General features: G+C 64.3%; 11 protein-coding genes. 5 read left to right on the top strand and 6 right to left on the bottom strand.

The annotated features are described in order from the left end of the window. Positions 1-601 precede the first annotated feature (601 nt). Both C1H69_RS17920 and C1H69_RS17915 read left to right on the top strand, forming a co-directional pair. The gene (locus tag C1H69_RS17920) at positions 602-1,591 is read left to right on the top strand and encodes an SDR family oxidoreductase (protein WP_102654743.1); all 990 of its coding nucleotides are present in this window, start codon (positions 602-604) and stop codon (positions 1,589-1,591) included. Positions 1,592-1,678: 87 nt separating this feature from the next. Next, entirely contained in the window at positions 1,679-3,073 is a 1,395-nt protein-coding gene (locus C1H69_RS17915; protein ID WP_102654742.1) for a hypothetical protein, read from the top strand. A 59-nt stretch (positions 3,074-3,132) separates the two neighbouring features. On the opposite strand, the gene C1H69_RS17910 is transcribed toward C1H69_RS17915, so the two are convergent. From C1H69_RS17910 to C1H69_RS17900, 3 genes are read right to left on the bottom strand one after another with little or no spacing between them, the layout of a single operon-like run. Further along, complete coding sequence (locus tag C1H69_RS17910) at positions 3,133-3,768, bottom strand: ATP-binding cassette domain-containing protein (protein ID WP_205738536.1); 636 nt, start codon at positions 3,766-3,768, stop codon at positions 3,133-3,135. Continuing rightward, positions 3,765-5,459, bottom strand: a complete 1,695-nt coding sequence (locus C1H69_RS17905) for an ABC transporter permease (protein ID WP_102654741.1) — start codon at positions 5,457-5,459, stop codon at positions 3,765-3,767. Before C1H69_RS17905 ends, C1H69_RS17910 begins: the two co-directional genes overlap by 4 nt. A gap of 35 nt (positions 5,460-5,494) precedes the next feature. After that, positions 5,495-6,709, bottom strand: coding sequence for an ABC transporter substrate-binding protein (locus C1H69_RS17900; protein WP_102654740.1), 1,215 nt, complete (start codon positions 6,707-6,709; stop codon positions 5,495-5,497). Positions 6,710-7,003: 294 nt separating this feature from the next. Here C1H69_RS17900 and C1H69_RS17895 point away from each other — a divergent pair, with 294 nt between their 5' ends. From C1H69_RS17895 to C1H69_RS17885, 3 genes are all read left to right on the top strand, one after another. Beyond that, the gene (locus tag C1H69_RS17895) at positions 7,004-8,506 is read left to right on the top strand and encodes an NfeD family protein (RefSeq protein WP_102654739.1); all 1,503 of its coding nucleotides are present in this window, start codon (positions 7,004-7,006) and stop codon (positions 8,504-8,506) included. A gap of 55 nt (positions 8,507-8,561) precedes the next feature. Further along, a complete protein-coding gene (locus C1H69_RS17890) occupies positions 8,562-9,365 on the top strand; it encodes a slipin family protein (protein WP_102654738.1) in 804 nt (267 codons plus the stop codon). 284 nt (positions 9,366-9,649) lie between these two features. Next, positions 9,650-10,024: a RidA family protein gene (locus C1H69_RS17885; RefSeq protein WP_102654737.1), complete on the top strand. Its 375-nt coding sequence runs from the start codon at positions 9,650-9,652 to the stop codon at positions 10,022-10,024. 41 nt (positions 10,025-10,065) lie between these two features. Here C1H69_RS17885 and C1H69_RS17880 read toward each other — a convergent pair whose 3' ends face one another. Genes C1H69_RS17880 through C1H69_RS17870 form a run of 3 tightly spaced genes read right to left on the bottom strand, consistent with a single transcriptional unit; the run spans position 10,066 to position 13,222 of the window. Beyond that, positions 10,066-11,583 (bottom strand): PhnE/PtxC family ABC transporter permease, encoded by a 1,518-nt coding sequence (locus C1H69_RS17880; RefSeq protein ID WP_102654736.1) that lies wholly within the window; start codon positions 11,581-11,583, stop codon positions 10,066-10,068. Next, positions 11,580-12,365: an ATP-binding cassette domain-containing protein gene (locus tag C1H69_RS17875; protein WP_102654735.1), complete on the bottom strand. Its 786-nt coding sequence runs from the start codon at positions 12,363-12,365 to the stop codon at positions 11,580-11,582. Before C1H69_RS17875 ends, C1H69_RS17880 begins: the two co-directional genes overlap by 4 nt. After that, on the bottom strand, positions 12,365-13,222 hold the full coding sequence (locus tag C1H69_RS17870; RefSeq protein ID WP_102654734.1) for a putative selenate ABC transporter substrate-binding protein: 858 nt from the start codon (positions 13,220-13,222) through the stop codon (positions 12,365-12,367). The genes C1H69_RS17875 and C1H69_RS17870 overlap by 1 nt, the downstream gene beginning before the upstream one ends. Positions 13,223-13,305 lie beyond the last annotated feature (83 nt).

Raw genomic sequence — 13,305 nt, 5'->3', positions numbered from 1 at the left:
AGACCTCCCTGTAATGGCATTGTTAACAATGCTTTATGTCGCAATTTTCTGTCCTTTCTATAACGAACCCTGCGTAGCTTTCCTGACTTCAAAAGAAAATGCATAGGACGGAGCACTAAAATACGGCACTGCAATAAGGTATAGACGATTGAGGCTACTACGGTGAAGAAAGTCGCTTACATAACCTGCGTAAACTCCACGCAGCGAAGCCGATACCCACTACGTCCTCAACGTAACCGGTTGTCGTGACGGGCTTACTCAAATGAAGGGTTCCTTAACCCATCGTCACTGTCGTCCGGCATGGGCTGTGCCATATTGACTTGCATGTTGGCTGCTGGTTCGGAGGGTTTCAGTTACAAAATGTGCCAGTGAAACGATGAATCATGGAGCTAATCGGCGCCGTGCTTTTCTGCTCTAGCAGAAACGGGCTGATGATGGATAGGAATTAAGTTGGGCAGGAAATCGTAAGAAGATGGGTATTTCTAATCAAGGGCATGTTTATGTGAAATTTTTATAATAAAGAGAAGGGTTGTCGTGAACGCATGGGCTGCATCAGGCAGCTTCAAAAGGCCTTGAAGGAATCTTTCCAAGGAGGTAGGTCATGATGCGCAATCAGTTGCGCGACGCCGTCGTGGTGGTAACCGGTGCCTCGAGTGGTATCGGCCGAGCCACGGCGCACGCCTTTGCCCGTGCGGGGGCCACGCTGGTGTTGGCCGCAAGGCGAGAGGAGGCGTTGAAGGATGCGTTGCAGGAGTGCGAGCGGCTCGGGGGTTGCGGTATCGTCGTGCCCACCGATGTCGGCGAAGCCGAGCAGGTCGATCGGCTCTGCGACACGGCGGTGGAGCGCTACGGTCGTCTTGACATCTGGGTCAACAATGCCGCCGTGACGCTGTTCGGACGGCTGGAGGAAACGCCTCGCGACGCCTACGAAAAGGTGATCCAGACCAACCTGCTGGGCTGTGTCAACGGTGCCCGGGCGGCGATTCGCCAGTTTCGCGATCAGGGCCACGGACGGTTGATCAATGTCTCCTCGATGGTGGCGCATGCCGGTCAGCCCTTCACCAGCGCCTACGTGACCTCCAAATGGGGCATCCGCGGCCTGTCGGAGTGCCTGCGCATGGAGCTTGCCGACGCGCCGGACATCCATGTCTCCACCATCCTGCCGGCCTCGATCGATACTCCGCTGTTCCAACGAGCGGCCAATTATGTGGGGCAGTCAGCCAAGGCGATGACCCCCATCTATCCGCCCGAAAAGGTGGCGGCCGCCATCGTGCATGCGGCCAGGTATCGCATGCGCGAGCACTTCGTCGGCAACTCGGGGCGCCTGGTGGCCGCGATACGCACGCTGGCACCGCCGCTTGGTGAGAAGATGATGGAGCGCAAGGTAAACAGCGACCACTTCATCCAGGAACTCCCCATCGAGCCCGGTTCGGGCAACCTGTTCGACTCCCGCGGCGATGGCGCCGTTCATGGCGGCTGGATCGAGCGCGGGTATGGTAGCCCGAGCGGTGGCAGGAAGGGGCTGGCTCTGGTTCTGGGTCTTGCGGTGGCGTTGCCGCTGGCCTTGTACGCTTGCCACCGACGAGCCTGACATCGACTCGCACCTGCGAGCGACAGGAGGTCGCTCGCCCCGGAACACGACTGGAGCCCGGAACACGACTGGAGATAGGAGTCTCTCATGCGACCAAGTTCCCCTTCCTACATTGCCGACTTCGATTCCGCTACCGGCATGCTGCGTGCCACATCCAACTATCTGCACGGCCAGGACTTTCCTGCCCTGGGCAAGGGACATGCCATGGGCTGGTTCGTGCAGAGTGCCAACCTGTTGCCGCAAGCGGCCCGCGAGCAAGTGTATGCCATTGGCGGCGTGACAGAGGGGCACGCGCCCGGAAAGCTCGACCAGGTCGATGCCGAAAAGGTCGCGGAATGGATCACGGCACGCTATCCCCAGCGCCGCTACCAGGCTGTCATGATCGGCTCGGCCAGCGGTGCCCTGACCCATCTCTCGGCAGCCTTCGACATCCCTTGGCTGCCGCAGACCTTCTTCGTTCCCGTACGCCACCTGTCCGGTGACAACGACGATCCGGTGGATGCCATGGAGTTCGGGCGGCGCTACGGCCCCAGGCTACTGGAGGCCAATCCGGATCTTCAACTGCACCACATGCACGACGGCAATCAGGACCGCCTCATGGTGGAGTACATGGACTATTTCCGGGTCAAGCGGCTGACGCTGGGCAGAGCCTACGAGCGCTTTCTCGAGGCGAACCTGGAGGCGGGGGGCACCATCCTGGTCACGGAGTGTCAGCGCAAATGGCCGACGACCCGCATTGGCGAGCGCCACTTCTTCCAGCACGGAGCGCTGGGGGGCGCCACCGAGGAGGAGTTCCTGCATGGCAGTGAGCGGGTCGAGGAGTACCTCGAGCGCTATGACTCGTCGGTTCGGCGCTGGCCCTCGCCAGAGCCCGATGGTGAAAGTCCCGAAGCCGAATGGGGCTTCGAAGAGGCGCTGCGGGACGATATCCTTCGCTTCGCCGCTCGGCGCGGCTACAAGGTCAAGCGCCTGGTATTCACCGAGCCCGATGACATCAGTCCACTGGTGGCCGATTTCTACCGTGACTGGTACCGCGAGCGCGGCCTGAAAGCCAACCGCGTACTGGTCGAATCCTTCATCATGCTCGAGCCCTATTGGGCCCTGCGCACGGGCTCGGTGCCGTTCTGGATGAAATTCAACATGGACCCCTCGGTGGATACCATCGAGTCCTATCTCGACTCCCGCGATCCCTTCGACGAGATCAACCTGATGCTGTTCAACAACGGCGTCGAGGCGGTGGGCTTTCCTCAGATCGACCGCTGGAAGCAGGTGCTGGAGCGGGCCCGCAAACAGGGTCAGTTCATCGGCGTCAGTGAGGACCTGCACCCGCGGGATTTCGGCTCGCTGGGCCGCTACTACATCGAGACCAGGCAGAAGATCAAGGCGCGCTATCCCTTGCCGGGGCCGCTGCCGCTGCAGCGGCTGATCGACTACACGTATCGGCATCGTGGCAAGTACGAAGCCGAGCTGCTGGACGCATAGCGCTGGTGGCTCTCCTCGAGAGGCCTTCCCGGTGTCGGAGCAGTGACTCGGGACGCGAGTCACTGTCCTGTCAGGTCGATGATCGGGCCGCCGGCAGCCTCGGCGTCCTCCCGGTCATGGGTGACGAGCAGGCTGGGCAGGCCGGCCTCGTACAAGCGATCGAAGACCAGTTGACGCATCTCCTGGCGCAAGTGGATATCGAGCCTGGAGAAGGGCTCGTCGAGCAGGACGGCACGGGGTTCCGAGAGCAGCAGCCGCATCAGCGCGACGCGGGCCTTCTGCCCGCCGGAAAGCGTTGCCGGGTCGCGATGGCCGAAACCCGATAGCCCGACTTGCTTCAATGCTGCTTCGGCCCGCTCCAGTTTGTCGGGAATGGCGCGGGGAATACCGAAGCGCAGGTTGCCGGCCACCGACAAATGCGGAAACAGCAGCGGATCCTGGAACAGCAGCCCGATACCTCTTCGCTCCGCCGGGAGGAGGGTAATGTCCCGTCCATCGAGCAGGATCCGGCCGCTGGCCTGGAAGTCGGGCGTCAGGAAACCCGCCAGCCAGGCCAGGAGGGTCGACTTGCCCGAACCCGACGGCCCCATCACGGCCAGCACCTCCCCGGGACCGATATGCGCATCGAGTTCCAGCAGCGGCGCGTCTTCCAGGGTGATACGCAGATCGTCGATCTCGAGATGGTGTTGTGTCATGACGCTCCCCGCATGCCACGTCGTCTGGACCAGATCAGCCGGGGCAACCCAACGGCAATGATGAACCCCAGCAACGGCAGGCCGGCCTGAACCAGCGCCCAGACCCCGATGACCCGTCGGTTGCCACCGGAAGCCAGGGCCACTGCCTCGGTGGTCACCGTGGATACGCGCCCGGCGCCAAGCAACTGGGTGGGAAGGTACTGTCCGACACTCACTGCCAGGCCCACCGCCATGGCGGTCAGGATCGGCGCCAGCAGCATCGGTAGCCGCATGCGCCAGAAGGCGGCGTGGCGCGAGGTGCCCAGCGTGAGTGCCAGCTGCGACCAGCGTGGATCGAGGCGCCGGTACGCTTCCGACAGCGACAGGAACACATAGGGCAGCACGAACAGCAGGTGGCCGAAGACGACAAGACCGAGCCGGGGGCGGCCGCCCAGGGACTCCATGACCACTACCAGGCCGGACAGGAAGGCGATCTGCGGCACGATCAGCGGCAGGTAGAGCAGCCCCAGCGCGGAAAACAGCCGCCCCCGGGTCGGGTGGCGGCGTGTACGCTGTTCGTTTTCCAGGGCCGCCAACACCAGGGCCAGGGCGATCGACGTCGAGATCACGGCGATAACGGCTGTCGAGGCCACAGGGCCTGTCAGTGAGGGCAGGGCGCGCATCCAGTGTATCGTGGTGAAGCCCTGGGGCAGGGCATCGGGAAAGCGCCAGAAGCCGGCCATGGAGTTGAGTGCCAGGGCACCGAGGCCCACGAAGGCTGTCAGGCATGCCACAAGGATCAGCCCCTGGCCAGCCAGGCGCAGCGATGACTCGCCCTGCCGGCGCCCGCCACGATCGATCCAGCCTCTCCCCAGCCGGGCGGCGAGACGCTCCACACACCACCAGGCCACCAATGCCGATGCGGTCACCCCGAGCTGCAGCACGGCACCGGCCGAGGCCATGAAGCGCCGGCTCAAGTCAGGGTCGTTGAACCAGGTCAGGATCGATACGCCGAGTGTCGGCGGTAGGGTAGGGCCGAGGATCAGCGCCACGTCGACCACCGAGGTGGCATAGGCGATCACCGCATACACCGGCAGGCGAATCAGGGGGTAGAGCGCCGGTGCCACCACCTTGAGCCAGGCGATGGCCGGCCGGTAGCCCAGCGAGCGGGCCATGGCCACGCGTCGGTCGGGGTCGAGCTGGGGCAGGGCGGCCAGGCTCATCAGCAGCAGAAAAGGGATCTCCTTGACGATCAGCCCGGCCATCAGGGACAGGCCCCAGGGGTCCTGAACGGTCAACGCATCGGGCGGGCGCTCCCACCCGGTCAGCCCAGGCGAGATCAGTCGAGAGAGCAGGCCCGACGGAGCGATCAGGAAGGCCAGGCCGAAGGCGGCCGCCGCGTGCGGGATCGACAACAGCGGCGAGACCATGCGGAGAATCCAGCGATCCAGCCGGCTCCCCGAGGCTCCCGCCAGAAACAGCAGTACCACTGACAGCGATACCGCCGTGGTGAACAGGCCGCTGGCGAAACTGACGGTGACCGAACGCGCCAGCCCGGGCTGGCTGAACAGATCGCGCCAGGGCTCCAGGCCGAACCCGGTCCCACCCAGGGCCGGCAGGTAGCCGAAGGCGGGCAGCACGGCCATGGCCAGGCCGGCGAGGATGGGGCCGACCAGCAGTGTGACGATCAGGACCGGGGCGAGGCGCAACATCACGCCAGGCCACGTTCGGGACGGGGCGCCATGGCTCAGTTACCCACATACCGAACTTGCCACGCCCGCTGCAGGGCGCCCATCCAACTGGGGTGGGGTTCGGCCAGGGTGGTCTCCAGGGCGCCGGGCGGCAGCATGGCGGGGTTCTCTTCCTCCGGGGTGAACAGGGCGCGGGTCGCTTCGTCGACGCGGGTCAGGTCGAGAACCGTCGGGTCGCCCCACACGGCCAGGTCCTGCTTGTGGGCCTGTGCCTCGGGAGAAAGCAGGAAATCGGCGACCACCAGGGCGCCGGCCTTGTTGGGCGAGTTGAAGGGAATGGCCACGAAATGCACGTTCCCCAGAGTACCGCCATCGAGTACATAGCTGCGTGTGCTCGCCGGCAGTTCGAAATCGGCCACGGCGGCGGCGGGTTCCGAGGGGTTGAAGGTGAAGGCCAGGGAGAGTTCGCCGTCGCCGACCAGCCTTAGCATGCCCGGGCCATTGGCGGGAAACTGCCTGCCGCGCCGCCAAAGGTGCGGGTGCAGCTCGTCCAGATAATTCCAAAGCGGCTCGGTGACTGCCTCGAAGTCACTCTCCTCCGCGTGCGAATAGAGCGCATCGGTATCCTCGGCCAGGGCGATCAGGGCCTGCTTGAGAAAGGTGCTGCCGGTGAAATCGGGAATACGAGGATAGGTGAAGCGTCCCGGATTGGCCTTGGCCCAGCCGAGGAGCGCCTCGATGCTTTCCGGAGGCGTATCCTCGATATCGGCACTGTCATAGTAGAACGTGATCTGTGCCTTTCCCCAGGGAGACTCGTAGCCCTCGGTGGGCAGGGTGAAGTCCGTCAGCACTTCCGGGTTATGGTCGGGGAAAGTCAGGGCGAAGTGGGGCAGGGAGTCGGCGAAGGGACCGAACAGAAGGTCATTGGCCCGCATGGCGGCGAAATTCTCGCCGTTGAGCCAGATCAGGTCGATGCTGCCGTCGTCGAGATTGCCTGCCTGTCTCTCGGCCAGGACCCGCGAAACCGCCGTACCGGTGTCGTCCAGCTTCACATGGACCACTTCCACGTCATGCAGCTCCCGCATGCGGTGATTGATCCACTCGATATAACGGTTGGTACGTGTGTCCCCGGCCCAGGCGCTCCAATAGACGGTCTGACCACGCGCCTCGTCCAGCACGCCTTCCCAGTCGCCAGGCCTGGGTGTCGCCTGCAACGGTGCGGCAAGCAGCAGGGCGAAAGGGATGACGACAGCAAATGGTCGGGCCGGCATCGGCAGTTTCCTTGCGCAGTAATTTGTAAATACCCTCTCACAGCATGATGACAAACGCTGTCGATCACCAGTTCGCACCGAGCCGGAATGCCGATACCCGGCTGCGCCAAGGCGGCGTTCGAGCGAGACAGGCTTTTGGAATTGCCGGGCCAGCGAAGTGTCTGGATAGTCAGGGGATCGCGGGATAGAACGGCATCAGGACGCCGAGCCTGCTAGGCTGGGATAAGACAATGCTGAACCAACAGCAGCGGCGATGCTCCTGGGATAGCTGCCGCTTCGGAAGGAAAGGTCATCATGAGCGTACGTCGTGTCGCCCTCTTTCATCGCTTCTTGCTGCTGTCGAGCCTGCTGTGTCTGGTCCTGGGCGGGCTGTTGGCATGGCAGGCCAACGCCCAGCAGGACGAACGCATCGCAATAGTGATGACCATAGATGGTGCGATTGGGCCGGCTACCGGTGATTACTTCCAGCGTGGCTTGCGAAGTGCCGCCGAACAGGAGGCGGAGATCGTCGTGGTGCAGATGGACACACCGGGCGGGCTGGATGCTTCCATGCGCAGCATGATCCGCGCCATGCTCACGTCGCCCGTGCCCATAGCGATCTATGTGTCTCCCAGCGGCTCCCGGGCCGCCAGTGCGGGCACCTACCTGCTTTATGCCAGCCACGTTGCCGCCATGGCGCCCGCCACCCATCTGGGGTCGGCCACGCCGGTCCAGATGGGCGGCGGTTTCCCGGGCATGGACGATCCCGATGAGGATAACGAAGACGCCAGGGCCGAGGAGGGGGACGAATCCCATGGTGGCGCAGACGATGCCAACGGAGAAGAAACTGGCAACGGCAACGGCAACGGCAACGGCAACGGCGAGGCGGCCGATGATGAGCCGCCTCGCGAGGAGGCCGACACGCGCCGACGCGGCGAGACCGCCATGGAGCGCAAGGTTCTCGAGGATGCCGTCTACTATATCCGCGGGCTCGCCGAGCGCCACGGTCGCAACGCCGACTGGGCCGAGGAAGCCGTGCGCGAGGCCGTCAATCTGACCGCCCGTGAAGCGCTGGAAATAAACGTGATCGATGTGGTGGCCACCGATGTCGAGGATCTATTGGCACAGATCGATGGCCGTGAGGTGGTCATGGAGCGCGGCGAGCGAACCCTGGACACGGCGGACCTGGTGATCGAACGCTTCGATCCCGATTGGCGGACCCAGTTCCTCCAGGTGATCACCAACCCGAATGTCGCCTACTTCCTGATGATCATCGGGTTCTATGGGTTGATCTTCGAATTGTCCAACCCGGGCAGCCTGATACCCGGCACGATCGGGGTCATCTCGCTATTGCTGGCACTCTTCGCCTTCCAGTTGCTGCCGATCAATTATGCGGGTCTGGCATTGATTCTGGTGGGGTTGGCGCTGATCGTGGGTGAAGCCTTCATGCCCAGTTTCGGCATCCTGGGCATGGGCGGCATCGTTGCCTTCGTCATCGGATCGGTGATGCTGATGGATGCGGACAACCTGAGAATATCGCTGCCGATGATCGGCGGTATCGCAGCCTTGGCGGCGGGCTTCATGCTGTGGACATTGACGCGCTTCATGGGGTTGCGCCGACGGCCGGCCAGGACCGGCCACGAGCAATTGGTCGGGAGCCAAGGGCGAGTGCTCGAGAATTTCGAAGGCCACGGCCATGTTCTCGTGATGGGGGAGAGATGGAATGCCCGCGGTACCGGCCCGCTGCACAAGAATCAGGTCGTCAGGGTAGTGGCCGTCGAGGGGTTGACCCTGGTGGTCCAGCCCATCGATACCTGAGCTGGCTGCTTGACGTATCGGATACCACATAGCCTTACATTCAAGGAGGTCGCTCATGATGATTACCTATCTCGTCCCGGTCGTGCTGCTGTTCATGCTGATCGCGGCATCGATTCGCATCCTGCCCGAGTACAAGCGCGGGGTGGTCTTCTTCCTGGGCCGCTTCCAGGCGGTGAAGGGGCCGGGGCTGATCATCGTGATCCCCGGTATCCAACAGATGAGCGTGGTCGACCTGCGTGTGATCACCATGGACGTGCCGGAGCAGGACGTCATTTCCCAGGACAACGTCACCGTCAAGGTCAATGCGGTGCTCTACTTCCGTGTCGTCGACCCGGAGAGGGCGATCATCCAGGTCGAGAACTTCACCATAGCCACCAGCCAACTGGCCCAGACCACGCTGCGCTCCGTACTCGGCAAGCATGATCTCGACGAGATGCTCTCCGAGCGCGACAAGCTCAATGCCGACATCCAGGAGATCATCGATGCCCAGACCGAGGGGTGGGGGATCAAGGTGGTCAACGTCGAGATCAAGCATGTCGATCTCAACGAGACCATGATCCGTGCCATCGCCCGTCAGGCCGAGGCCGAGCGTGAGCGGCGTGCCAAGGTGATCCACGCCGAAGGCGAGCTGCAGGCTTCCAGGAAGCTGGTCGAGGCGGCCAATGTCATGGCCGAGAACTCGGCAGCACTGCAGCTGCGCTACCTTCAGACCATGAGCGACATGAGCAACAAGAACGCCTCCACCATCTTCTTCCCGCTGCCCATGGACATCATGGAGGCCTTCCGGCACTTGAAGGCCTCGCCGGCGGCACAGGCGCGCGCCGAGCGCAATGAGCAGAACGGTGGTGACGCCACCTGATATCTCTGCCACGGGCACACGTTGCGCATGCCGGAGCGACCCACCGGATGGTGGGGTCGCCTTGATCCAGTCTCTATCGCATCGCCGGCAGGGGCTGTTACTGACCGGCGGCGCCCTGATCATTGCGCCCGAGGCGCCGCTGTTCAGCTTCTCGACCTTCGGTTTCGTGCCGGGCAACCGGTACACGGTATTGTGGCTGTGCCGGCATACGGTCGATCATGGCGTGATTCGCTCAATGGGAAGGTATCATGGGGCCTTCGGATCCAGAATCGGGAGAGATATTCATGGCCATCATTCGACACGATACCAAGGCTCGCATGAGCCGCTCCGTCATTCACAACGGCATCGCCTACCTCTGTGGCCAGGTCGCCGGCCCCGAGGCGCGCCAGGGGGACATCACCGCTCAGACCGGGAGCATGCTCGCCCGGGTCGATGAGTTGCTCAAGGAGATCGGCTCCGACCGGGAGCACCTGCTGACGGCCACGATCTACCTCAAGGACGGACACGATTTCGCTGCCATGAATGCGGTGTGGGATGCCTGGGTACCCACCGGCCATGCCCCGGCCCGTACCTGCGTCTGTGCGCCCATGCCCGCCGATGACCTGAAGGTGGAGATCACCGTTACCGCTGCCGTCGTCTCCGACCACGGCGTCGGATAAACCGGCCAGCCAGGATATCGAGCGCAGCGGAAGCCCGGGGCCTAGCGTGTACAAGAACCCTCGACAGGTGCTTCTCGCGGCCGCAGGCGTCGCGAGAGGGAGTCCACGGCGATGTTGAGTGTCGCCGTGATCAGCAGCAGGAAGAAGGCCACGTCGAACATCAGGTAGTCGAACCCTTCCTCGATATAGAAACCCAGCGTTGCCACCCCCAGCATGCCGAGTATTGCCGTTTCGCGAAGGATCACCTCCGCACGGTAGTAGAGCAGTGCCAACATCCCCGGATAGACCCGCGGCAGCAGCTCATAGGCGAATCGCCCCGAGGCGCTCAAGCCCGTCATGCCCGGGGCAAGGGCGTCGGCATGGCGAGCGACCAGGAAGGCGATCAGCGCGCCGTTGTGCAGCGACAGTGCCAGCCAGGCGGGCAGAAGGGATGGCCCCAGCAACAGCAGGAAGATGAAGGCCAGCATCAGCTCGGGGGTGGAGCGCAGTATCACCAGCAGGCCGTGACCGGCCAGGCGGGTTCCACGGTTGCCGAAGTGGCGGCAGGCCAGCGGCCACAGCGCGAGTGCCACCAACAGTGCGCCCACGGTGCCCATCAACCCCAGCAGCAGGGTGTTGCCGATTGCCGGGCCCAGGTCGGGAATGCGTGCCAGCCAGTTCAACAGTCCTGTCGGGTCGCCGGCCAGCAAGGGCGCCGGCCACAGGTCGTCACTGACGAACCGCCACAGCAGGCCGCCGTCCACCTCCGGCCAGGGGCCGAGCAGAAGCGCGCCACCGATGAGCAGCATCGGGACCAGTCGCTTGTGACCCCACCAGGGGAGGGTGGCGATCAGCAGATAGAAGAGCCATAGCAGGGCGCCGGCTTCGGGGTAGCGTCCTTCGCGAAAGGCGGTCTCCAGATGGAAGCCCAGGGTCGGCAGACCGACGAAGCCCAGCAGTACGCTGGCGCGCAGGGCGCACTCGAAGCGGTAGCGGGTATAGGCAGCGAGCTGCGCCCAGGCCAGGGGAAGCTCGGTATAGAGGAAACGCGAGAGTCGCCCGCTGCCCGGCGGCAGGGCCTCGCGGGGGGCGCGGGGCGTCTGCTCGAGTATTTCCGCGTAGACCTTGGCGAAGATACCGGCATAGGGGATCGCCAGTGCCATCAGGGCGGTCAACGCCGACAGCCCGAACACCTGCAGGAACAGCAGCGCCCAGAACAGTTCGTGGATGGCTCTCACGAAGGCGCAACCGGCGCGCACCAGGCGCGAGCGGGCAAACAGCAGCGCCAGGGGAAAGCCCAGGATCACCCCGGCGAGAGTACCCCAGATCGCCACTGCCACGGTCAGGCCGATGGCCGAGACGGGTGACTCCAGCGAGCCCCAGGCGGGCCAGGCCATGCCCCGGGCCATGCGACCCAGCTCTGCCCAGGGGTCGCGGGTAAGGATGGCCAGATCGGCCAGCGGCAGGAGGAGTACGCAAAGGGCGATCAGCACCAGGCTGTGACGCGTCAGGCGCAGACCTGTGGATGCCCCGGCCAGCAAGCCGGGCCGGGGTTGTCGGCTCGGGGTTGCCTCGCTCACGGGCGGCCTCGCGAACAGGGCAATGCTTCGGGGTCGAGGGGTGGTGTCGAGGTGATGGGCGCCGGCGCGGCATCGGCGTCCGGGTAAAGCGTATCCAGTTCGGCGAGCGTGAGCTCACCGGCCGGGGCGTCGATCACCAGTCGGCCGTCGCGTAGCCCCCAGACCCGGTCGAAGTGCGACAGGGCGAGTTCGCGCTGATGCAGTGCCACCACCGAGGTGTGATGACGCTCCTCGATCAGCGCTAGCAGGCGCAGTGCCTGGTGGGGGTCGACACTTGCCACTGGCTCGTCGCCCAGGAACAGATCCCGCTGCTGATAGAGGGCCCGGGCGATGGCAACCCGCTGGCGCTGGCCACCGGAGAGCTGGCCCACTGGGCGTCGCATCAGCCCCTCGAGGCCCAGCAGTTCGCACAGCTCCGCTACCGCCTGCCATGGCCGCTTCAGTGGCCGCAGCAGGTTCCACAGGTTGGCCAGTGCCGAATGCTCGGGGAGCCGCCCCATGTAGACGTTGTGATAGACCGCCAGCTGCGCCACCAGGCCATGATGCTGGGGGCACCAGGCGGCCTGGGGCCCCAGCCTCCTGCGCAATTCGGCAAGCAAGGTCGATTTGCCGGCCCCGCTCTGGCCGAGCAGGGCGACACGATCCCCCCTATGCAGGGTGAGGGACAGGCCCGGCAGCACTACCCGGGCGGGTCTCGCCCGCCCTCCCTGGCCCCGCTCCAGGCCGTAGCCGAGGTCCTCGCCATGGAAGGCGATGAGCGGTTGGCGTTTACCCTCCGCCATCAGCGCAGCAGGCCGAGGTCCTCGGCCACTTCCTCGATCGGCGCATACAGGTCGTTGTCGGCGGGAATGAACGCCTCGCGTGGAAAGGTGGCCAGCAGGCCGGGGTCGTCCATCTCCAGCATCGCCGCGCGAACCTTGTCGGTAAAGCCTTCGCCGAAGCGCTCGTCGGCGTCGCCACGCAGGGTCCAGTTGTAGTCCGGGTAGGGCGGGGTGGCCCAGATCACACCGACCTTGTCGGTATCGACTCGGCCATCTTCGACGGCGGCCTCCCAGACCGTGTAGTTCACGGCACCGATATCATAGGTACCGGCTTCCACCAGTGCGATGGTGCGCGAGTGGTCCCCGGAGTAGCCCACCCGCGAGAAGAAACGTTCCGGGTCGATATTGTCGAAGCGCTGGCGGAAGAAATGTTCAGGCATCAGGCGGCCGGAGGTGGAGGTGCGCGAGCCGAAGGTCAGCGTCATCCCCTCGAGCCCGTCGGGCAGTTCGTCGGCGGCTTCCAGGCCGGTGGACTCATGGGCGATGATGTAGCTCATGAAGGCGTTGTCCTCACTACCCTGGGCCAGGGCCTGGGAGCCTGGAACCAGGCGGCGAGCCTGAACGCCGGAGAGGCCGCCGAACCAGGCCAGTTGTACCTGGTCGTTGCGAAAGGCGGTGACCGCCGCGCTGTAGGATTTCACCGGCACGTACTCTACCTCGACGCCCAGGCGCTCTTCCAGGTAGTCGGCAACCAGGGAGAAGCGCTCCACCAGGCGCGCCTGGTCCTCGTCGGGAATGGCGGTGAAACGGAAGGTTTCACCGGAGGCGGCAAGGGGAAACATGGCCAGGACGACTGCGGAGTAGACTAACCGTCGCATTGAAGCGGCTCCTCGGGGAGACTGGGCTGTGAACGAAGCCGCCATTGTTGTGGCAGGACGCGGTGATGGCAAGCCTGCTGCGA

The organism is Billgrantia endophytica (assembly GCF_002879615.1).
In the GTDB taxonomy this organism is placed as follows: Bacteria; Pseudomonadota; Gammaproteobacteria; order Pseudomonadales; family Halomonadaceae; genus Halomonas; species Halomonas endophytica.
Note: the sequence above shows the minus strand (reverse complement) of the source record. Positions and strands in the feature narration are given on the sequence as shown.